Genomic DNA, 21523 nt, shown 5'->3' on the forward strand with positions numbered 1-21523 from the left:
TATCCTACGTCGTCCCTGCGAACGCAGGGACCCATAACCACCGTTGTCGATTGTTGGAGACGATATCTGCCATTGCTGCCAACGATAGGACGCGGGGTATGGGTCCCTGCGTTCGCAGGGACGACATGCTGAGGCATTTGAACGCAATCCCGCAATTCCTGCTATGATCGCCGCAAACCCGAAGGAGTCCCCATGAGCTGGCAACCGTCCAACGATCCCGTGCTCGGCGATCCCAAAAGCTGCGACGCGCTCGACCTCATCATCGTGCCGCGCACCCGCGATCTCGGTGACGGATTTGCGGTGCGGCGCGCGCTGCCGCATGGCAAGCGGCAGATGGTCGGGCCGTTCATCTTCTTCGACCATTTCGGTCCCGTGCAGTTCATGGCTGGCAAGGGCATGGACGTGCGGCCGCATCCGCATATCGGGCTTGCCACCGTCACCTACCTGTTTGACGGCTCGATCATGCACCGCGACAGCGAGGGCAACATTCAGGAGATCCAACCCGGCGCGATGAATCTGATGACGGCAGGCCGCGGTATCGCGCATTCCGAGCGCACGCCCGATGTGCAGCGCCGCGATGGCCAGAAGATGCTCGGCCTGCAAAGCTGGATCGCGCTGCCGGCAGGCTCCGAAGAAATCGCGCCGTCGTTTCAGCATTACGCGACCGAAGCGCTGCCGACCGTGAAGGAGAGCGGGTTCACCGCGCGCATTATCGCAGGCCACGGCTTTGGCGTGAAATCGCCGGTCAGCATGATCTCGCCCTGGTTCTATACCGAAGTGACCGCGCAGGCCGGCACCAGTGTGCCGCTCGACCCTGACCATGAGGAGCGCGCGATCTACCTCGTCGACGGCGAAGTCGAGATCGCGAACGAGCGCTACGAGGGGCCGCGGCTCCTGATCTTCCGCCCCGGCGACCGCATCACGGTAAAGGCGGTCACGCCGGTGCGGATGATGTTTCTCGGCGGCGACGCGCTGGAAGGCCCGCGGCACATCTGGTGGAATTTCGTTTCCTCCAGCAAGGAGCGGATCGAGCAGGCCAAACAGGATTGGAAAACCGGCCGGTTTGCAGCTGTTCCGCAAGAACATGAGTTCATTCCGCTGCCGGAGTGAGCTATTGCTCCGCTTTCTCATTTGCCGCCTCGCGCTTGCACGAGGCCGCCTGTTCGAAAGCCTGACCAGATGAACGCGATGCTCGCCAGCGACTTGCCCCTGCCCCGCATCGGCCGCGGCAAGGTGCGCGATATCTACGCCGTCGGCAGCGATTGCGTGCTGCTGCTCACCACCGACCGCATCAGCGCCTTTGACGTGGTGATGGCGGAAACCATCCCGATGAAGGGCGCGGTGCTGACGCAGATCAGCGCGTGGTGGTTCCGCCAGCTCGAAGGCGTGGTGCCGCATCACATGATCAGCGCCGACGCCGACGAGATCATCCGCAAGGTACCTGGCCTCAAGGACCACCGCGCCGACATTCTCGGGCGCGCGATGCTGTGCCGGCGCACCACCGTGTTTCCGGTCGAATGCGTGATCCGCGGCTATATCTCCGGCTCCGCCTGGAAGGAGTATGCAGCCTCCGGCACGCTTGCGGGCGAGGAGCTGGCGGAAGGCCTGCTCGAAAGCGGAAAGCTCGAGCCGCCGATCTTCAGCCCGGCGACCAAGGCCGAGACCGGCCATGACGAGAACATCACCATCGCGCGCATGCGCGAGATTGTCGGCAACGATGTCGCCGAGAAGCTCGAGAGCATGGCACGCACGGTCTATAATTTCGGCGAGCGGATCGCCCGCCACCAGGGCATTATCATCGCCGACACCAAGTTCGAATTCGGCCGCGCGGCGGACGGCCGCATCATCCTGATCGACGAGGTGATGACGCCGGATAGTTCGCGGTTCTGGGCGGCCGACGTCTACAGGCCCGGCCGGCCGCAGCCCTCCTTCGACAAGCAGCCGCTGCGCGACTATCTCGACGCCGAGCGCCATGCCGGCCGCTGGAACGGCGACGCGCCGCCGCCTCCGCTGCCCGACAGCGTGGTGGAGGCGACGAGCAAGCGCTATCTCGAAGCGTACCGGCGCGTGACGGGGGATGAGTTGAATATCTAGCCGCGTCATTGCAATGACGGCGTTGGGATTGCGTCACCCTCGCGTCTAATGCCAAGCTTCCAGGAAATAATATCCAGGGAGCGCCTCAATGACCGAAGTCGATTCTGTGCTCGTCGAGCGTGATGGTCCGGTGACCATCGTTTCCATCAACCGTCCGCATTGCCGCAACGCCGTCGATGGCGCGACCGCGCGGAAACTCTACGACGCGTTTCTTGCTTTCGATGCCGACGAGAGCGCGTCGGTTGCGGTGTTCACGGGCACCGGTGGCTATTTCTGTGCCGGCGCCGATCTGAAGGGGGTGGCGGCGGGCGATCCGAACAAGACGCGGGAGCTCGGCGGCCACGATTCGATTGCGCCGATGGGGCCGAGCCGGCTGCGACTGTCGAAACCGGTGATCGCGGCAGTGGAAGGCTTTGCGGTCGCCGGCGGGATGGAGCTGGCGCTATGGGCTGACATGCGCGTGGTTGCGGAAGACGCCACCTTCGGCATCTTCTGCCGCCGGTTCGGCGTGCCGTTGATTGATCTCGGCACCATTCGGCTACCGCGGCTGATCGGCCATTCGCAGGCGATCGATCTGATCCTCACCGGCCGGCCGGTCGGCGCGCAGGAGGCGCTGCGGATGGGGCTGGCCAATCGCGTCGTGCCGAAGGGCGAAGCCCGCGCACAGGCGATCGCGCTCGCCAGCGACATCGCAGCCTTCCCGCAAAAAATGCCTGCGCGCCGATCGGCTGTCGGCGCTGCGGCAATGGGATCTTTCCGAGGAGGAAGCGATCGCCAACGAAATGCGCGGCGGGCTGGAAGTGATCGCGTCGGGCGAAACGCTGTCGGGCGCGACGCGCTTCGCCTCCGGCGTGGGCCGGCATGGCGCGTTTGCGAGTGACGAGTGATTGACTGTCGTCCCTGCGAACGCAAGGACCCATAGCCACTGTGCTCGTTGCTACACTGAGCTGTGGCTTCAGCTTCTTTCGAAACTGAAGCCGGTGGTTATGGGTCCCCGCGTTCGCGGGGACGACGAGAGAGCTACACCCCGGCCATCATCACGTATTTGATCTCGACATATTCTTCCATGCCGTGATGCGAGCCTTCGCGCCCCAAGCCTGACTCCTTGACGCCGCCGAACGGCGCCACTTCAGTCGTGATCAGGCCGGTGTTGACGCCGACCATGCCGGCTTCCAACGCTTCGGCGACGCGCCAGACGCGACCGAGATCGCGCGCGTAGAAGTACGATGCCAGGCCGAACGGCGAGTTATTGCACATCGCGATCACGTCGGCCTCATCCTTGAAGCGGAACACCGGCGCCAAGGGGCCGAAGGTCTCTTCACGCGCGACCAGCGCGTCGGACTTCACATTCGACAGCACCGTCGGCTCGAAGAAGCTGCCGCCGAGCGCATGGCGCTTGCCGCCGGTGACGATCTTCGCGCCACCTTTGACGGCGTCATCGATATGCTTCTCAACCTTGAGCACCGCGTCCATGTTGATCAGCGGGCCCTGCACCACGCCCTGCTCCGTGCCGTCGCCGATCTTCATCGCCGCGACCTTCTTCGAGAGCTTTTCGACGAACTGATCGTAGATCTTGTCCTGGGCGTAGATGCGGTTGGCGCAGACGCAGGTTTGGCCCATGTTGCGGTACTTCGAGATGATCGCGCCCTCGACCGCAGCATCGATATCGGCATCATCGAACACCACGAACGGCGCGTTGCCGCCGAGTTCGAGGCCGAGCTTCTTCACACCCACGGAAGCCTGCTGATAGAGGACCTTTCCGACCTCCGTCGAGCCGGTGAAGCCGACGAACCGCACCGCCGGGTGCTCGCACAGCACCTTGCCGATCGCGGACGAATTGCCGGTGAGGATGTTGAACACGCCCTTGGGCACGCCGGCCTTTTCGGCGAGCGCGACCAGCGCCAGCGCGGTCAGCGGCGTTTCATTGGCGGGCTTGAGCACCACGGTGCAGCCGGCGGCGAGCGCCGGCGAGACTTTCCGCGTGATCATCGAGCAGGGGAAATTCCACGGCGTGATCGCGCCGCAGACGCCGATCGGCTGCTTGATGGCGAGCAAACGTGCATCCGGCCGCTGGGTGGGAATGGTCTCGCCATAGACGCGGCGGGCTTCCTCGGCAAAAAATTCGACATAGGCGCCGCCGATATCGACTTCGCCGAGCGCTTCCGCCAGCGGCTTGCCTTGTTCCGACGTGAGGATCAGCGCGAGATCCTCGCGGTTCGCCGCGATCAGCTCGAACCATTTTCGCAAAATGTTGGAGCGCTGTTTGGCGGTGAGCTTGGCCCAGGCGGGGAATGCGCGCTCGGCGGCTTCGACGGCTTGCGTCGCTTCGGCCGTGCTGAACGCCGGGACTTTAGCGAGTTCGACACCGTTGACCGGATTGGTGACCGGGCGCGACGGCGTGCCGACCCAGGCGCCATCGATGTAGCAGCGGTCGCGCAGCAGCGAGGGGTCTTTCAGGCGGTCATGCAGCGAGGGCGTGGAGGTTTTTGAAGCGCGTGCGGCGACGGGCGGGTTCATGGCGTACTCCTCGGATTTTATTGAAGGATTGGTCCGAGTATAGGCCCGAACCGGCCGCGATGCATCGGCCGCAAACGCGGGTCTGCTTCAAGCTATCTTGAGGGTGACGGGGTCGTGTTACGCCGCGCCGCTCATATAGGCTTCGCGGCGGCCGATCATACGCTGCGCGGCCGCCTTGGCGTCGGCTTTCGAGGAGGTTGCGCAGGTCCGGTATTCGAGATCGGGCAATTTGGCGGTGTCGCGGCGGCCGAACCAGGATTTGGAGCCGACCGCAAGCTGCGCCAGCGCCTGGGCAACGTTGTCGACCGCCTCAAACGAGTGCAACGCGCCGGTACCGGCGTAGCGAACTTCGTAGATTCCGGGCGAGATCGGCGCCTCGATATTTTCGCTACGCCCGGGACGGGGGTAGCGCTTCCATTCACTCCAGGTCGAAATCATTGCGCACCTTTGCACAAGCAGAAAAATGACAACCATTTTGGTTAATTTGACCCAGCCAACGCGGAACGTTTGTGCTGGAAACTGAACGCCTTACTGAAAAAGATCGGCGAAGGGAATCGCGGCGAAGTCACGTTATCGTGGATGGTTAAACCGGTCACCGCCATTGCCCTCCGTCCCCGCAGAAAGCGGCGATGTGTTGCCATTTTGTGTCGCCAGCCCGGCGCGCCTGCTGCCTCCCTCCTTGCTTATCACGAGATCGCGACATCGGCGGCTGCGTCCGCCGAGCGCTTGCGGGATCACGCGGCCGGGAGGAAGATCGTTCCACTTCCATAAAAATCAAAGCGGGAGGAGACCGATGCAAAGCAAGGCCGAGATCGATCAGATTCTGCGTGAGAAATGCGAGGCGAAGGAAATTCCCGGCGTGGTCGCGATGGCGGCTACCGGGAGTGAGGTGATCTACCAGGGCGCGTTCGGCCAGCGCGACCTTTCCAAGGACGATGACATGACCGCCGACAGCGTGTTCTGGATCGCCTCGATGACCAAGGCGATTACGACCGCGGCCGGCATGCAGCTCGTGGAGCAAGGCAAGCTCTCGCTCGACGAGCCGATCGGAAAAGTGCTGCCTGACCTCGCTTCCCCACAGGTGCTGGAAGGTTTCGACGCCAATGGCGAGCCGAAGCTGCGTCCCGCGACGAAGCCGATCACGCTGCGCCATCTGATGACCCACACCGCCGGCTTCGCCTACAACATGTGGAGCGAGGTGTGCGCGCAGTATCTCGACAAGACCGGAACCCCGGTCATCACCACCTGCCAGAACGCCGCGCTGAAGACGCCGATCATGAGCGAGCCCGGCACACGCTGGGAATACGGCACCAATATCGATTTCGTCGGCAAGGCGGTGGAAGCGGTGAGCGGCAAGCGGCTCGATGCTTATTTGCGCGACCACATGTTCACGCCGCTCGGCATGAACGACACCGCTTTCAAGATCACCGATTCGATGCGCCAGCGGCTGGTCGGCATGCATGCCCGCGGCCCGGACGGCTCGCTGGCGCCGATCCCGTTCGAGCTGGAACAGGAGCCGGAATTCCACATGGGCGGCGGCGGCCTCTACGGCACCGCGGCCGACTACATCAAGTTCACCCAGATGATCCTCAACAAGGGCCGTGGCAACGGCAACGAGGTGCTGAAGCCCGAGACGGTTGCGCTGATGAGCCAGAACCAGATCGGCGATCTCACGATGGGCAAGATGGTGACGGTGGCGCCGATCTACACCAACGACGTCGATCTCTATCCCGACATCGTCAAGAAGTGGGGGCTCTCGTTCCTCATCAACACCGCCCAGACGGCCGAGGGGCGCAGCGCCGGCAGCCTGGCCTGGGCCGGTCTCGCCAACACCTATTTCTGGATCGACCCGGCGCGCGACGTCGCCGGCGTCATCCTGATGCAGTTGCTGCCGTTCGCCGACGCAAAATGCCTGGAGACCTTTGCGGGGTTTGAGCGCGGGGTGTACGCCGGGCTCGATGCCGGCAGCGGCCAACGGGCGGCGTAATAGACAAGGAGGGCGGCGACGCTTCGTCGCGTGGTACGCCCTCGCCTCCCCCACGCGTGTCATGCCCCGCCACCGGGTCTCGCCTTCGGCGAGCCCGATGACAGGCTCCGGCGGGGCATCCAGTACGCCGCGGCTTCGCGTTTCAATCATCGCTGTCTCCCCAGCGTCATTGCGAGGAGCGCAAGCGACGAAGCAATCCATCGTGCCGCATATGCGGAAAGGTGGATTGCTTCGCTTCGCTCGCAATGACGGGGAGAGACTGGCGCACATTCGTAACTGACATGACTTCGCGATCTCGCGGCGCGTTCCGCCCGAGCTTTGCCCTTATCTTTCGCGCCCCAGAAGACAGAGGGCGCAGGGAAGACCGGGTGCGCGCTGCACCCGCGGTCTCGTGTGCTATTGCGCAAAACGAACGCGCACACGAGCATACAGGTCCAGCGGAGAGCATCCGGCCTTCCCTGCGCAATGGTTTTACGGCGTACTTCGTGATCTCCCCGGTGTGCGAATTCCTTTAGCCACCGTCATCCGCGGATTGACGGATGAAGCCTGGCCCGGTTGGGCCGACACATCCTCCCGCGGACTTGACACCAGCCACGGGTGCCAGGACCACACGACTTGGCCGTACGCGGCACGCCTTTCGCCAGAGGCCTCGACGGGCTTGGTACCCATCCGCCGAAGTCCGGCGAGAAGCGCCTTAGCATCGGTCGTCTGCGTGCCGTCCCTTCGCTCACGGGCTCAACGAGCCCACCCTGCGACGACGTCTGCGCGCCCGACGCTGCCGCGTCCACCGCACCCCGCCCCGCGTTTAGTGACGATCGCGAAACGCCCCTCTGTGGGGGACGGGATGGCGGAAGTTGTAGGACTGATTTGGGTCAATCGCGAAGCGAATTATTTTTGCGAAGGGGCGGTTTTTGATTTGCGTTGTCGGGCAAATCAGTGCTGGGCACTTGCCACACCTCGAAGGGACAACAACCGGTTTTCCAAGAGCTCATCAAAGAGCAGAGGAAGAACCGCAACAGACCTTGCAACTTACAGACGAACGCGCAAGGGTTGGCCATTTTAAGGTCGATTCCTTCATGACTATCGAACGCATCATTATTAAGAACTACCGCACCCTCCGGGCAGTCGACCTCAAACTTGGGGCTGGCACGAATATCATCGTGGGGGATAACGAACCGGCAAATCGACCCTACTTGAAGCCATCAACCTTGCACTCAAGTGCCAGTTAGCGCGGCGGCCCGCTGCTTACGAACTCCATCCCTTCTTATTTAACAGTGACAGTGTTGGCGAATTTGTCGCCGCTCATAAGGCGGGCAAACTACAGCCTCCACCAGAGATTTTGATCGAACTCTATTTTAGAGACGACAAGTCACTCGCTGATCTAAAGGGCACGATCAATAGCGAGATGATTGACCAACCGGGCATTAGCCTTGCCATTCGGCTAGATGAAAACTTCAAGGAAGAATACCGAGAGTATGTATCGCGGAAAGAACTCAACAGCGTCCCTGTAGAGTACTACGAGATTGTTTGGCAAAGCTTCGCAGGCCAGATACTCACGCCGCGAGCTGTCCCGCTTAAGTCGGTACTAATTGATCCGAGTTCAATTTCAAACGCTAGCGGAGCAAGCCGCTACGTTATGGAGATCGTCCGCGACTATCTTACCAAGACGCAGGCAGTCGATCTTGCGCTTTCCTATCGTCAAATGCGCGACGAATTCCTTAGTGACAGCCGGATCGCCGCACTTAACAGCGATCTCGCCTCAAAAACGGGCGTAGTGTCTGAGAAACGGCTCTCTGTAGCTATGGACGTTACATCGAAGGCGAGTTGGGAGGCGGGAATTCTACCGCACCTAAACGACATACCACTAACGCTGGTTGGCAAAGGAGAACAGAGTGCCATAAAGATCAAGTTGGCAATGGAGGCTCCCGATGTTTGCCACGTCTTACTCATGGAAGAACCGGAGAACCATCTTTCGCATACAAATCTCAACCGCCTGATAGGAGCGATTGTCTCCAAATCGAGAGGGAGGCAACTTATCATCACAACGCACAGCAGCTTCGTTCTGAACAAGCTAGGCGTCGAAAACACGCTTCTGTTCGACGGCAGAACGGCGATTCGACTCAACGACCTGCCCACTTCAACTGAAGCGTATTTTAAGAAGTTGCCGGGACACGACACGCTACGTATGATTCTGGCAAAGCGCACAATCCTTGTCGAAGGCCCTTCCGACGAACTCGTCGTTCAGAAGGCATTCCTTCAAACTTATGGGAAGATGCCGCTCGAAGCCGGAGTCGAGGTAATTTCGGTCAATTCGCTCGCTTTTAAACGCTTTCTTGATATCGCTAGGCTTCTCAAGATCGCGGTGTCTGTTGTCACAGATAATGACAGTAAAACTGCCGCTAAGAATGCCAACTATTCCGAATACGCCTCAGAAGAAAACATCAATATCTGCATTGGGGAAGACGACGCATACCCCACACTTGAGCCACAATTACTCAAGGCGAACGGGCTAGCAAAGCTCAATAAGATTCTCGGCACCGCGTTCTCCGACGATCTGCAATTGTTAGCGCACATGAAGGACAACAAAGCAGATACTGCACTCAGGATCTTCGACAGCGAGACGCCGTTCGATATTCCTAGTTATATTCAGCATGCAATACGGTAATCGCATTGTCTTAGCCTGCGCTGGCTCTGGCAAGACGACATCAATTGTCGATGAAGCCTGTAACAACACACACGCTAGATCGGCGCTCGTGACTTACACGATCAACGGCGCCGGCGAACTTTCAAAAACGGCGCATCAGCGCTATGGGCACGTTCCATCCTCAGTCATCATATCAACGTGGTTCTCGTTCTTACTTCGGCATTTCGTCCGACCTTATCAGAACTGCCTCTATGCACCTCGGATTTCGCGGATCAACTTCAACCAGGGACAATCGGCCAAGTACATTCCGGCTACCGACGTGAAGCGTCACTACTTTTCGCAGTCGGGCATCATCTACCGCGACAAGGTCTCTAAGTTTGCCTGTGAGGTAATCCAAAAAACCGGCGGGCTGCCAATTCGGCGCTTTGAACGCGTCTTCGACCGCCTTTATCTCGATGAAAGCCAAGACCTCGCAGGGTTCGACCTCCAACTAGTAGAACATCTCCTTAAATCGACAACGAATGTGATCATGGTAGGTGACCACCGTCAGGCGACCTACACTACAAACGACGCGAAGAAGAACAAGCAATATGCACGCGCTAAGATTGTAGACAAATTCGAGGAATGGCGTCGGGCAGGCTTCTGCACAATCGAATATCAAACTCAAAGCCAGCGTTGCGTTCAATCGATCTGTGACTTCGCGGATCGCCTATACCCAGGGCTTCCAAAGACGGCATCCCAAAACAACGCGGTGACGGAGCACGATGGTATTTTTGCCGTACGAGCAAGTGACGTCGAGGCATACCGCCTACGCTTCAACCCGCAGGCACTGCGCTACAACCGGACTTTCGAAATTGACGGCAATCCTATCAACTACGGTAATGCCAAAGGCATGACTTTCGAGCGTACGCTGATTTTTCCTCACGGTCCTCTACGCAAGTTTCTGGTTTCGGCTAAACTTGAAGACGCCGGCAAAGAAATACCTAAGCTCTACGTGGCCATCACTCGCGCGCGGCAGAGCGTCGCCTTCGTTGTAGATGACGATACGCTCATCTCAGGCATTCCCCTGTACCAGCCGTAGCGCACGATGCTCCATCGCTTGTTGAAAATTGTGGAGCTAAGACGAAGTAAATCTCTATTCGGCTTCCCTACACCCCCAACCCATTCTGCCCCGCCAGCTCCTTCAGCGACACCTGCGGCCGCGCGCCGATGTGCTGGATCACCTCGGCCGCTGCCAGCGCGCCGAGCCGGCCGCAGGTCTCATGGCTCGCGTTGCGCACCAGGCCGAACAGGAAGCCGGCGGCGAACAGGTCGCCGGCGCCTGTCGTGTCGACGAGCTTTTCGATCGGGAACGCCGGCGCCGCGACAACGCCATCGGACGACACCACGACGCAGCCCTTCTCGCTGCGGGTGACGACGGCGAGTTTTGTATCCGTGCGGAGCTGCTTCAGCGCGCCCTCGAAATCGGAGGTCTGATACAGCGAATGCAGTTCGGCCTCGTTGGCGAACACGAGATCGACGGTGCGCTTGCGCATCAGGTCGAGAAACTCGTCGCGATAGCGATCGACGCAAAACGAGTCCGAAAGCGTCAGCGCCACCTGTCGGCCGGCGCCATGGGCGATGCCCGCGGCCTTGACGAAGGCTTCCTTGGCGTTTTGGGGATCCCAGAGATAGCCTTCGAGATAGACGATGCGCGATGCCGCGATCTGCGCCTCGTCGATGTCGGATGGATTAAGGGCCTGCGCGGCGCCGAGATAGGTGTTCATGGTGCGCTCGCCATCCGGCGTCACCAGAATGTAGGAGCAGCCGGTGGCGGGGCCGGCTTCAGCCGCCCTGGTCTCGAAGGCGACGCCGGCGGCACGGATGTCGTGGGTGTAGAGGCCGCCGATCTGGTCGCTCTTGACCTTGCCGACATAGGCGGCACGAGCGCCGAAATTGGCGATGCCGACAATGGTGTTGGCGGCCGATCCGCCCGACACCTCCGTCGCCGGGCCCATGTCGCGGTAGATCGACGCCGCGCGGGCCTCGTCGATCAGCGCCATGCCGCCTTTGGTCATGCCGTGGTCGGCCAGGAATTTCTCATCGGTTTGCGCGAAGACGTCGAAAATCGCATTGCCGATAGCGAGAACGTCGTATTTTGCGTCAGTCATCCACCCGTCCTGTTTACGGCGTTGCGCGAAGAAGCCGAGCACGGCTAAGAAGGCTGCGGCCTACCAGATCGGCGTAGCGCCAGCAAGGGAAGCTGCTGCTATACAGCCCGCCATGATCCGCTCTTTCCTAACGGTATCCTCGGGAACGCTGGCCTCGCGGCTGCTCGGATTCGTGCGCGATTCCGCGCTCGCCGCGCTGCTTGGCGCGGGGTCGGTGGCGGATGCCTTCCTGGCGGCGTTTCAGCTCGTCAATGTGGTGCGACGGCTGCTGACCGAGGGCGGACTGAACGCCGCGCTGGTGCCTTCATGGCTGCGCGTCCGAGAAACCGGCGGCGTGGCGGCTGCGGCGGCATATGCGGGCCGCGTGCTCGGCACGATCACGGCTGTGTTGATCGTTACCACGGCATTGCTGGCGCTCGTCATGCCGCTCGTCATCACCGTGCTGGCGCCGGGATTTACGGGGCGCGAGAGCTTGCAGCTCGCCGTCGACAATGCGCGGCTGATGCTGCCCTACCTCGCCTTTGCCGGTCCGGTGACGGTGATGATGGCGCTCTTGAACGCACAGGGGCGATTTGCGCTGACCGCGTTTTCGCCGCTGCTGTTCAACATCGCGCTGATCGCGGTGATGGCAGCGCTGCTGGTCGTGCAGCCGAATGCGACCCGGGCCGCGCAGATCATCGCCGCAACCGTCGGCGTCGCCGGGCTGTTGCAACTCTCCGTGCTGGTGCTGCGCCGTGGCGAGAACGTCGCGACACCCGTCGCGAGCCCCTTGCGCGTCTCGTTCGACAAGGAGATCCGCGGCTTTCTCGGCAAGGCTGTGCCGGGCATGATGGCATCGAGCGCGCCGCAATTGCTTGTCGTGGCCGGCGCGATCATCGCGTCCTCGTCGCCGTCGGCGGTGTCGTGGCTCTATTTCGCCAACCGGCTGGTCGAACTGCCGCTCGGCATTGTCGGCGTCGCGATGGGCACGGTATTGATCCCGGAACTGACGCGCGCGGTACGGGCTGAGGACCGCGCTGCCGTTGCTCACGCCGAATCCCGCGGCCTCGAACTCGCGGTTGGCCTCGCACTGCCCGCAACGCTCGGCCTGATCGTGCTGAGCGAACCAATCGTTCGGCTGTTGTTCGAGCATGGCGCGTTCACCGCCGATGATACCAAAGCCACCGCCCGCGCGCTGATGTGGCTGACGCTGGCGTTGCCGGCGCATGTGCTGGTGAAGGCGCTGTCGCCGGCGTTCTTTGCACGCGAGGATACGATGACGCCGCTGACCGCCGCGCTGAAAGGCGTGGTGCTGGCGATCGCTTCTGCCTTCCTGCTCAGCCATTGGTACGGCGCAGACGGCATCGCGGCGGCCATTGCTGTTGGCGCCTGGAGCATGGCGTTCAGCCTGATCCGCCGCGGCGCGAAAACCTTCGGGTTTTCGATCGACACGGAAGCAAAACGGCGGCTGCCGCGCATCGCGCTGGCGGCGCTCGCCATGGGCGCGCTGCTGTGGCTTGCGACACGGTCGCTGCCTTCCCTCACCCCAAGCGCGCACGGCCTGATACAGGCCATCCTGCTGCTGGTCGTGATCTCGGCAGGAATTGCGATTTACGGCCTGCTCTTAAGGCTTTTCGGCGTCATCGGCTGGCGCGACGCGGTTAACGCCGTCAGGCAAGCAAAGGGGTAGCGGCTTGCGCTGATAGCCCCTGCGTGGCAAACGACGGCGCGAAACAGGCATCCGATACAGGATCCTTGGGGAAGCTGACAATGGCTTTTGTTGAACGGGTTTTTTCCGGCGTCCAGCCGACCGGTAATCTGCATCTCGGCAATTACCTCGGCGCGATCGTCAACTTCGTGAAGATGCAGGAAACTCATAACTGCATCTATTGCGTCGTCGACATGCACGCGATCACGATGGGCATGGACGTCTGGGGCGGCCCGGCAGAACTGGCCCGCAACACCCGCGAGGTCACGGCGGCCTTCATCGCTGCCGGCATCGATCCGAACAAGCATATCGTGTTCAACCAGAGCCAGGTCGCCGGCCACGCCGAGCTGACCTGGATCTTCAACTGCGTGGCGCGGATCGGCTGGCTCAGCCGCATGACGCAGTTCAAGGAGAAGGCCGGCAAGGACCGCGAGAACGCCTCCGTCGGGCTCTACGACTATCCGGTGCTGATGGCGGCGGACATTCTGCTGTACCGCGCCACCCATGTGCCGGTCGGCGAGGACCAGAAGCAGCATCTGGAGCTCTCGCGGGACATCGCGCAGAAATTCAACAATGATTTCGGCGATTCGATACGCGGCCACGGTTTCGACGACGGCCTGTTCTTCCCGCAGCCGGAGCCCCTTATCACCGGCCCGGCGACGCGAGTGATGTCGCTTCGCGACGGCACCAAGAAGATGTCGAAGTCGGACGCCTCTGATAATTCGCGCATCAACCTGACCGACGACGCCGACCTGATCGCGCAAAAGATCCGGAAAGCCAAGACCGATCCGGAACCGTTGCCGTCGGAGGAAAAGGGGCTGGAGAACCGGCCCGAGGCCGACAATCTCGTCGGCATCTATGCGGCGCTGGCCGAGCGCAGCAAATCCGATGTGCTGCGCGAATTCGGCGGCGGGCAGTTCTCCAGCTTCAAGAATGCGCTGGTGGAACTTTGCGTGGCAAAGCTCTCGCCGATCGCCTCCGAAATGAAGCGGCTGGTCGCCGACCCCGGCCATGTCGACAAGATCCTGGTCGACGGCGCCGACCGCGCGCGCGTCCTCGCCGACGAAACCATGCGGGCGACGCGGGACATCGTCGGTTTCATCCGAAAGAGCTAGAACGTATCCGGAGACGGGTGCTCACCCTCCCCTGGAGGGGGAGGGTCGACGCGAAGCGGCGGGGTGGGGTGACGGTCTCTCGTTTCGATCAGTGCCCGAGTTGAGAGACTGTCACCCCACCCCGTCTCGCAGTTCGCTGCGCTCATGCGAGCCGACCCTCCCCTCCAGGGGAGGGTAAGATTTCATCGCCGCGAGATTGAGGAACAGCGTCGCCGCTTGTCGAAGACGGCTGCGCCGTGGCAGCATGCGGCGGTTTGGCGCAGCACCGGGACATGCATGACCACCCAGCGACGAAGCTACGAGACGGGTCACAAACCGAAATGCCTCGTCATCGTTGACGACACCGCGGAATGGGACCGCGCGGTGTATTACGCCAGCCGCTGGGCCGTGCGCGTCGGCGGCGGCGTGGTGATGCTGCGAATCATCGCGATCGAAGACCAGAACCAGCAATGGCTTGGTGTCGCCGACCTGATGCGCGCCGAGGCCGAGGACGCCGCCAATGAAGCGCTCGACCGCGCCTCCGGCCGCGCCAACGGCATCGCCGCGATCACGCCCGAACGGGTGATTCGCGAGGGCGATCCCACCACCCAGATTCTCGACGTGATCGACCAGGACGTCGATATTTCGATGCTGGTGCTGGCGGCCAATCCGGGTCCCGAGGGGCCGGGACCGCTGATCAGCATGATGGCCCAGGCCGCCGGCTCGTTCCCGATTCCGTCGTCATCGTCCCCGGCGATCTCAGCGATGCCGAGATCGACGGACTGTCTTAGGGCTTGATCTGGTTAGAGAATTTCTGATTTCTCCCCTTGACCGTGCGCGCGCCGTCGCCATCTGCTATGGGACACCCCACGCGCCGGCCTTGAACCGGTGACGCCGGAGAAAACCAATGTTCATTCAGACCGAAGCCACGCCCAATCCCGCCACCCTGAAATTCATACCTGGTCGCACCGTGCTCGACACCGGCACGCTGGAATTCGCCAATCGCGAAGCCGCCGCCCGGTCTCCGCTCGCCGAGCGACTGTTCGCCGTGCCCGGCGTCTCCGGCGTGTTTTACGGCTACGATTTCGTCACCGTGACCAAGGCGGACGGCGACTGGCAACACCTCAAGCCCGCGATCCTCGGCGCCATCATGGAGCATTACATGTCCGGCGCGCCGCTGCTCGCCGACGGCACCGCCGGCAATGACGAGGCGGCGGACGAGGACGGCGAGTTCTTCAACGAGGCCGACGCCGACACGGTGGCGACCATCAAGGACCTGATCGAGACGCGGGTGCGGCCGGCAGTGGCCAATGACGGCGGCGACATCACCTTCCGCGGCTTCAAGGATGGCGTTGTCTATCTCAACATGAAGGGCTCCTGCGCCGGCTGCCCGTCCTCGACGGCGACGTTGCAGCACGGCATCCAGAATCTGTTGAGGCATTTCGTGCCCGACGTGGTCGAAGTCCGGCCGATGTAAGGGGACGCGAATGGCGAGTAGCGAGTGGCGAATAGAGACGGATATCGATAATCTATTCGTCACTCACCATTCGCTATTCGCCCCCTCATGCTGATCCTTTCCATCGATACCGCGCTCGATGCCTGCGCCGCGGCCGTGCTCGACACCGCGGGCGGCGTCATCGCACGGGAATCGCAGGCGATGAAGCGCGGTCATGCCGAGGCGCTGATGCCGCTGATCGCGCGCGTCATGAAGGCGTCCGGCGTTGCCTTTGCCGCGCTCGACCGCGTCGCCGCGACGACCGGTCCGGGCAGCTTTACCGGATTGCGTGTCGGCCTGTCCGCCGCCCGCGGCATTGCCCTCGCCGCCGGCAAACCCGTGGTGGGCGTAACGACACTGACCGTGTTTGCCGCCCCCATCGTCAGCGAGAGCAGCGAACATCCCGTCATCGCCGCGATCGATGCGCGGCATGATCACGTCTATTTCCAGGTGCTCGGCGGCGACGGCAGTTCGCTGGTCAAGCCGAAGGTGGCGCCGATCGCCGAAGCGCTCGACGCGGCGCGCTTCGGCGCGCCGCATCTGGTCGGCAATGCGGCGAAAATGATCGCCGAGCGTTGGCCGGCCGACGCGCCGCCGCCTTTCAAAATCAATCAGCAGCCCGCGCCCGACATCGCCTGGGTGGCGTGGCTGGGCGCCGCGGTCAATCCCGAGAACTCACCGGCACGACCCTATTATCTGCGCGCGCCTGACGCCAAGCCGCCGAAAAGTCCGGTACCCGACGCATCGCAGCCGCCGGCATCATGATGACATGGTTGACCGAATGGTGGGGCGGCGGCACTTCGGTGATCGAACCGGCCATTCCACGCGATGCGGCACGTTTGGCGCAACTGCACGGCGCATCGTTTCACCGCGGCTGGGGCGAAGGCGAATTCGAGGTGATGCTGACCGAGCGCAACACGCTCGTTCACCGTCTCAGGCTCGGGCGCAAGATCATCGGCTTTGCGGTGTCGCGCATGGCAGCCGATGAGGCGGAGCTATTGTCGATCGCCATCGACGCGACTGAGCGTGGCCGTGGCCTGTCACGCAACCTGTTGCTGACGCATCTCGGCCATCTCGCCGGCCGCGGCGTGCGCAAGGTGTTCCTCGAGGTTGAAGAAAATAATCAGCCGGCGCGGCGGCTGTACGAATGGGCCGGCTTCGAGGTCGTCGGCCGCCGGGAACGCTACTATCAGCAGCCCGGCGGGGAGCAATTGAATGCACTTCTGATGCGGCGTGACTTGTCGTAATATGCGCAGGGTGGCACAACAGTCCCGACGTGTTCTTCAAGGCCCCAAGGTCATGCCCGTACTGAAATCCCCGTCTGCGCAAAAAAATACCGGCATCGAGGCTCGCTGCGCCGCCACCGGCATGCGCATGACCGAACAGCGCCGGGTGATTGCGCGTGTGCTCGCGGAATCGGCCGACCATCCGGATGTCGAGGAGCTTTACCGCCGCTGTGTCGCGGTCGACGACAAGATCTCGATCTCGACGGTATATCGCACCGTCAAGCTGTTCGAGGATGCCGGCATTATCGAGCGGCACGATTTCCGCGAGGGCCGCGCGCGCTACGAGCAGATGCCTGACAGCCACCACGATCATCTGATCAATCTGCGCGACGGCAAAGTGATCGAGTTCACCTCCGAGGAGATCGAGAAATTGCAGGCCGAGATCGCCCGCAAGCTCGGCTACAAACTGGTCGATCACCGGCTGGAGCTTTATTGCGTGCCGCTCGACGACGACAAATCCTGATCGCGTGCCAACTTGAACCCTAACTTCGATCTGGTCATCTTCGACTGCGACGGCGTGCTGGTCGACAGCGAGGTCATTTCGTGCCGCGCGCATGCGGAAATTCTCAGCCGCCACGGCTATCCGATCACGTCGGAGCAGGTGTTTCACCGCTTCCTCGGCCGCTCGACGCGCCAGGCCAACCTCGAAGTCGAGGCCGAACTCGGCCGCGCCCTGCCCGACGATTTTCATCTGCAATTGCGGGACGAACTGCACCGGACGTTCGAAGCCGATCTGGAAGCGATACCGCACATTCACAGCGCGCTCGATGCCATCACCCAGCCGGTCTGCGTGGCATCGAGCGGCTCGCATCAACGCATGCAAATTAGCCTCGGCCGCACCAGGCTTTATGATCGGTTTGCGCCGAATATTTTTTCGGCCTCGCAGGTCTCTAACGGCAAGCCTGCACCGGACCTGTTTCTGTTCGCGGCCGGACAGATGAACGTCGCGCCGGAACGCTGCGTCGTGATCGAGGACAGCGTTCCCGGCGTCACCGCCGGCCGCGCCGCTGGCATGACCGTGTTCGGTTTTCACGGCGGCAGCCATTGCCAGCCGGGCTATGCCGAGATGCTGCGCGCAGCCGGGGCCATCGCGACGTTCGACGATATGCGGCAATTGCCCGGGCTTATTGAGAAGATCGGGGTTAAGGCAACACCGAATCGGGCTGTGTAATGAGAATTGGTCAATGTCTGCTTTGTTTCATAAAGCAGGATCTTCACCGATACCTTCGTTATGTGAGGAACCACTGAATATCGGCGGACGTTTTCCTGTATCCCTCATTTCGAGCGAGAGACAACCTCAAGCAGGAGGTTCAGATGTCTACACGCATAGTGACCGCAGCAGCATTCGCCCTTATCTTCGCGCCGCCAGCGTTTGCTGATTGTAACCAGGAACTGAAGGCGCTCGAACCGAATGTCGTTGCCGCGGGGACGGGCGCGAGCCCTAGCGAATCGGGAATGCCGGGGACCAAGCACCAAGAGGAGGTTCTGGCCGGTAAGCAAAAGAGCGCTGAGCCTGAAACCACTGGATCAGCGGCACCGGCCGTGCAGCCCACTTCACCGCATCAGGAGCAAGTCACTAGCAAGAGCAGCACCCAGAGCGCCGAACATGCCAACCAACTGATGGCCGAAGCCCGCAAGATGTCAGTGGCTGGCGACGAACAAGGGTGCATGAAGAAAGCGGCAGAACTGAAGGACGCCCTGGGAATCAAGTGAGCGTCAGTTTGCCTGGTGCGCAAAAACTGGCAATGACCTTGGATCATCGCCCTTGATTCGTTGGCTTTCGTAGCGGCGCGTAACGGGCAAGCGGACGGGCTGTTGAATATGCAGCGGGAGCGCTGTGCTCATGTCTTTATCGGGCATCGAACACGCAGGTTTCCCGCTAGTAGCGCTCGTGTTGTAATTGCCGGTACTAACTTTCTTCTGGTTGGCCGTGCTTTGCGATGGGGCAAACGCGCGCCTTTGCCCCGAAAATGACGCCTATAACGCTGGATTTCCGGCACTTTAGCCTATACTTAAGCCCCGCGCCCCGGATTGGCGCCCATAAGCCCAGCACCCCAAGGTTCCATGAAGCCGCCGCGCAAGCTGCACATCAAGTCCTATGGCTGCCAGATGAACGTCTACGATGCACAGCGCATGGTGGATACGCTGGCGGGCGAGGGCTTTGTCGAGACTGAAAGCGCTGACGATGCGGATCTGGTGATCCTCAACACCTGCCACATCAGGGAAAAGGCGTCCGAAAAGGTCTACTCCGAACTAGGCCGGCTGCGCGTCGCCAAGGACGAGGCGGCACGCAACGGGCGCGAGATGCGCATTGCGGTTGCTGGCTGCGTCGCGCAAGCCGAGGGCGAAGAGATAATCCGCCGCGCGCCGACGGTTGACGTCGTGGTCGGGCCGCAAAGCTATCACCACTTGCCGCAGCTACTGGCGCGCGCGAAGAGCGAAGGTCGCGCGCTGGAAACCGAATTTCCAGTCGAGGACAAATTCGGCTTTCTCCCTGCCCCAAAGCCGGATGCGATCCGCGCGCGCGGCATCTCCGCTTTCGTCACCGTGCAGGAAGGTTGCGACAAGTTCTGCACCTTCTGCGTGGTGCCCTATACGCGCGGCGCGGAAGTCTCGCGCCCGGTCGCAAAGATCGTCGACGACGTGAAGCGGCTGGCCGACAACGGGGTGCGCGAGATCACGCTGATCGGGCAGAACGTCAACGCCTATCACGGCGAGGGACCCGATGGCCGGACCTGGCCGCTCGGCAGACTGTTGCATCGCCTGGCGGAAGTCGAGGGCATCGTGCGGCTGCGCTATTCGACCAGCCACCCCCGCGACGTCGACGATCTGCTCATTGCAGCGCATCGCGATCTCGCAGGCCTGATGCCGTTCGTCCATCTTCCGGTGCAGTCCGGCTCCGACCGGGTTCTTGCCGCCATGAACCGCAGGCATACCGCCGATGACTACCGCCGCGTCATCGACCGTTTTCGCTCAGTGCGCCAAGATATTGCATTTTCATCGGATTTTATCGTCGGTTTTCCGGGCGAAACCGAGGGAGAATTTGCCGCGACCCTCGCGCTTGTCACGCAAATCGGGTACGCTGCGGCTTATTCGTTTAAATATTCGCCGCGGCCCGGCACGCCGGCGGCGGACATGCGGGAGACGGTGTCAGCGGCTGAAATGGACGAGCGATTGGTGCGGCTCCAGGAATTGATCGACAGTCAGCAATCGGCCTTCAACAGGGCCATGATTGGCAACACGGTCGATGTGCTGTTCGAACGCGCGGCCCGCAATCCCGGCCAGATCGTCGGCCGCACTGCCTATCTTCAGCCCGCGCATGTGTTTGCCTCGCCCGACATCATCGGACAGGTGCTGCCGGTAAGGATCGAGAGCCTGGAGCGTTACAGCCTGCTCGGCGAACTCGCTGGCCACTCAACGCGGGCCGGATCCTCAGTGCTTTCATACATGACCAGATCTTCTCAAGAAACTCGGGGAGCCTGAACCCTTGCCAAAAAGCGCATCGGATTCATCTTCGCTCGCTCCCAGCCGCAAATTTGATCGCGACATGCAAATTCCGCCCGAGACCCAGGTCGTCATCGATTTCGACGACAACCGCGCCGCTTCCGCCCTCGTCGGCCCTTACGGCCAGAACCTGGCGCTGGTCGAACGGCGGCTCGGCGTTGTGGTCGATTCCGCGGCAACCACATCACCATCGCCGGCTCGCGTGACGGCTGCGACGCCGCGCGGCGCGTGCTGGAGACGCTCTATTCGCAGGCCGTTCAAGGCCATGATCTCTCGCAGGGCGAAGTCGAAGGCGCGATCCGCGCCGTCCTCGCGCAGGGCTCGCTGTTCGAGTTCGACGCCAAGACCGCAAAGCCCTCGTTCGAGACCATCAACCTGCGCAAGCGTCCGGTGCGCGCCCGCACCGCGGCGCAGGATTCCTACATCCGCGCGCTGAAACGCCACGAGCTGGTGTTCGGCATCGGCCCGGCCGGCACCGGCAAGACCTGGCTTGCGGTGGCGCATGCCGCGCAATTGTTCGAACGCAAGGAAGTCGATCGCATCATCCTGTCGCGCCCCGCGGTCGAGGCCGGCGAGCGGCTCGGCTTCCTGCCGGGAGACTTGCGCGAAAAAGTCGATCCTTACTTGAGGCCGATCTACGACGCGCTGTACGACCTGATGGACGCGCGGGTGGTGGAGCGTGCATTGCAGGGCGGAGAAATCGAGATCGCGCCGCTGGCCTTCATGCGCGGCCGCACCCTGACCAATGCCGTGATCATCCTTGACGAAGCGCAGAACACCACGTCGATGCAGATGAAGATGTTCTTGACCCGGCTCGGCGAGAACAGCCGGATGATCGTCACCGGCGATCCATCGCAAGTCGACCTGCCGAACGGACAGGCTTCGGGGCTTGCCGAAGCCTGCAAGCTGCTCGACAACGTCGAAGGCATTTCGCAGGTGAAATTCACCGCGGAAGACGTCATCCGCCATGAACTGGTGGCGCGGATCGTCGCCGCCTATGAGGGATTGCCGCAGAAACCGGCAACCGGAAAATCTTGACCGCAAACTCTTCGCGCCCGGACCTGC

Annotated in this window: 17 protein-coding genes and 3 pseudogenes; 17 read left to right on the plus strand and 3 right to left on the minus strand. The window is 61.9% G+C overall.

Annotation, left to right across the window (positions count from 1 at the left end):
* Window positions 1-192: 192 nt before the first annotated feature.
* The 3 genes and pseudogenes from ACFXS9_RS33410 to ACFXS9_RS33420 all read left to right on the plus strand — a co-directional run bounded on the left by ACFXS9_RS33410 (window position 193) and on the right by ACFXS9_RS33420 (window position 2981).
* A complete protein-coding gene (locus ACFXS9_RS33410; RefSeq protein ID WP_392696591.1) occupies window positions 193-1110 on the plus strand; it encodes a pirin family protein in 918 nt (305 codons plus the stop codon).
* Window positions 1111-1179: 69 nt separating this feature from the next.
* On the plus strand, window positions 1180-2094 hold the full coding sequence (locus tag ACFXS9_RS33415) for a phosphoribosylaminoimidazolesuccinocarboxamide synthase (protein WP_392696594.1): 915 nt from the start codon (window positions 1180-1182) through the stop codon (window positions 2092-2094).
* Between the two features lie 88 nt (window positions 2095-2182).
* Window positions 2183-2981, plus strand: a pseudogene (locus tag ACFXS9_RS33420) (crotonase/enoyl-CoA hydratase family protein).
* Window positions 2982-3114: 133 nt separating this feature from the next.
* Here ACFXS9_RS33420 and ACFXS9_RS33425 read toward each other — a convergent pair.
* Window positions 3115-4611 (minus strand): NAD-dependent succinate-semialdehyde dehydrogenase, encoded by a 1497-nt coding sequence (locus tag ACFXS9_RS33425; protein ID WP_392696597.1) that lies wholly within the window; start codon window positions 4609-4611, stop codon window positions 3115-3117.
* Window positions 4612-4728: 117 nt separating this feature from the next.
* Window positions 4729-5049 (minus strand): hypothetical protein, encoded by a 321-nt coding sequence (locus ACFXS9_RS33430; protein WP_392696600.1) that lies wholly within the window; start codon window positions 5047-5049, stop codon window positions 4729-4731.
* A 355-nt stretch (window positions 5050-5404) separates the two neighbouring features.
* Between ACFXS9_RS33430 and ACFXS9_RS33435 the strand changes: the two genes are divergently transcribed.
* The 3 genes from ACFXS9_RS33435 to ACFXS9_RS33445 all read left to right on the plus strand — a co-directional run bounded on the left by ACFXS9_RS33435 (window position 5405) and on the right by ACFXS9_RS33445 (window position 10323).
* A complete protein-coding gene (locus tag ACFXS9_RS33435; RefSeq protein WP_392696602.1) occupies window positions 5405-6598 on the plus strand; it encodes a serine hydrolase domain-containing protein in 1194 nt (397 codons plus the stop codon).
* A 1339-nt stretch (window positions 6599-7937) separates the two neighbouring features.
* Window positions 7938-9263: an ATP-dependent endonuclease gene (locus tag ACFXS9_RS33440; protein WP_392696605.1), complete on the plus strand. Its 1326-nt coding sequence runs from the start codon at window positions 7938-7940 to the stop codon at window positions 9261-9263.
* Window positions 9250-10323, plus strand: a complete 1074-nt coding sequence (locus ACFXS9_RS33445; RefSeq protein ID WP_392696607.1) for a UvrD-helicase domain-containing protein — start codon at window positions 9250-9252, stop codon at window positions 10321-10323. The genes ACFXS9_RS33440 and ACFXS9_RS33445 overlap by 14 nt, the downstream gene beginning before the upstream one ends.
* A gap of 67 nt (window positions 10324-10390) precedes the next feature.
* Here the strand turns inward: ACFXS9_RS33445 and ACFXS9_RS33450 are convergent, their stop codons facing one another.
* Window positions 10391-11392 carry an adenosine kinase gene (locus ACFXS9_RS33450; protein WP_392696610.1) on the minus strand — a complete coding sequence of 334 codons (1002 nt, stop codon included), beginning with the start codon at window positions 11390-11392 and terminating at the stop codon, window positions 10391-10393.
* A 112-nt stretch (window positions 11393-11504) separates the two neighbouring features.
* Here ACFXS9_RS33450 and murJ point away from each other — a divergent pair, with 112 nt between their 5' ends.
* From murJ to ACFXS9_RS33505, 11 genes and pseudogenes are all read left to right on the plus strand, one after another.
* Window positions 11505-13061 carry a murein biosynthesis integral membrane protein MurJ gene (gene murJ / locus ACFXS9_RS33455; RefSeq protein ID WP_392696613.1) on the plus strand — a complete coding sequence of 519 codons (1557 nt, stop codon included), beginning with the start codon at window positions 11505-11507 and terminating at the stop codon, window positions 13059-13061.
* A gap of 80 nt (window positions 13062-13141) precedes the next feature.
* Window positions 13142-14194, plus strand: coding sequence for a tryptophan--tRNA ligase (gene trpS / locus ACFXS9_RS33460; protein ID WP_392696616.1), 1053 nt, complete (start codon window positions 13142-13144; stop codon window positions 14192-14194).
* A gap of 276 nt (window positions 14195-14470) precedes the next feature.
* Window positions 14471-14964: pseudogene (locus ACFXS9_RS33465) on the plus strand (universal stress protein).
* A gap of 116 nt (window positions 14965-15080) precedes the next feature.
* A complete protein-coding gene (locus tag ACFXS9_RS33470; RefSeq protein WP_392696619.1) occupies window positions 15081-15650 on the plus strand; it encodes a NifU family protein in 570 nt (189 codons plus the stop codon).
* An 87-nt stretch (window positions 15651-15737) separates the two neighbouring features.
* Window positions 15738-16433, plus strand: a complete 696-nt coding sequence (gene tsaB / locus ACFXS9_RS33475) for a tRNA (adenosine(37)-N6)-threonylcarbamoyltransferase complex dimerization subunit type 1 TsaB (protein WP_392696622.1) — start codon at window positions 15738-15740, stop codon at window positions 16431-16433.
* Window positions 16430-16915: a ribosomal protein S18-alanine N-acetyltransferase gene (gene rimI / locus ACFXS9_RS33480; protein ID WP_057844713.1), complete on the plus strand. Its 486-nt coding sequence runs from the start codon at window positions 16430-16432 to the stop codon at window positions 16913-16915. The genes tsaB and rimI overlap by 4 nt, the downstream gene beginning before the upstream one ends.
* A gap of 52 nt (window positions 16916-16967) precedes the next feature.
* Complete coding sequence (locus ACFXS9_RS33485) at window positions 16968-17417, plus strand: Fur family transcriptional regulator (RefSeq protein ID WP_028347833.1); 450 nt, start codon at window positions 16968-16970, stop codon at window positions 17415-17417.
* A gap of 12 nt (window positions 17418-17429) precedes the next feature.
* Window positions 17430-18125: an HAD family hydrolase gene (locus ACFXS9_RS33490; protein WP_392696627.1), complete on the plus strand. Its 696-nt coding sequence runs from the start codon at window positions 17430-17432 to the stop codon at window positions 18123-18125.
* Window positions 18126-18268: 143 nt separating this feature from the next.
* Window positions 18269-18667: a hypothetical protein gene (locus ACFXS9_RS33495; protein ID WP_392696630.1), complete on the plus strand. Its 399-nt coding sequence runs from the start codon at window positions 18269-18271 to the stop codon at window positions 18665-18667.
* Between the two features lie 351 nt (window positions 18668-19018).
* A complete protein-coding gene (miaB, locus tag ACFXS9_RS33500) occupies window positions 19019-20437 on the plus strand; it encodes a tRNA (N6-isopentenyl adenosine(37)-C2)-methylthiotransferase MiaB (protein ID WP_392696632.1) in 1419 nt (472 codons plus the stop codon).
* Window positions 20438-20501: 64 nt separating this feature from the next.
* A pseudogene (locus ACFXS9_RS33505) lies at window positions 20502-21496 on the plus strand (PhoH family protein).
* The last annotated feature ends 27 nt before the right edge of the window (window positions 21497-21523 follow it).

The sequence above is a fragment of the Bradyrhizobium sp. RDI18 genome (assembly GCF_043203335.1).
GTDB lineage: Bacteria > Pseudomonadota > Alphaproteobacteria > Rhizobiales > Xanthobacteraceae > Bradyrhizobium > Bradyrhizobium retamae.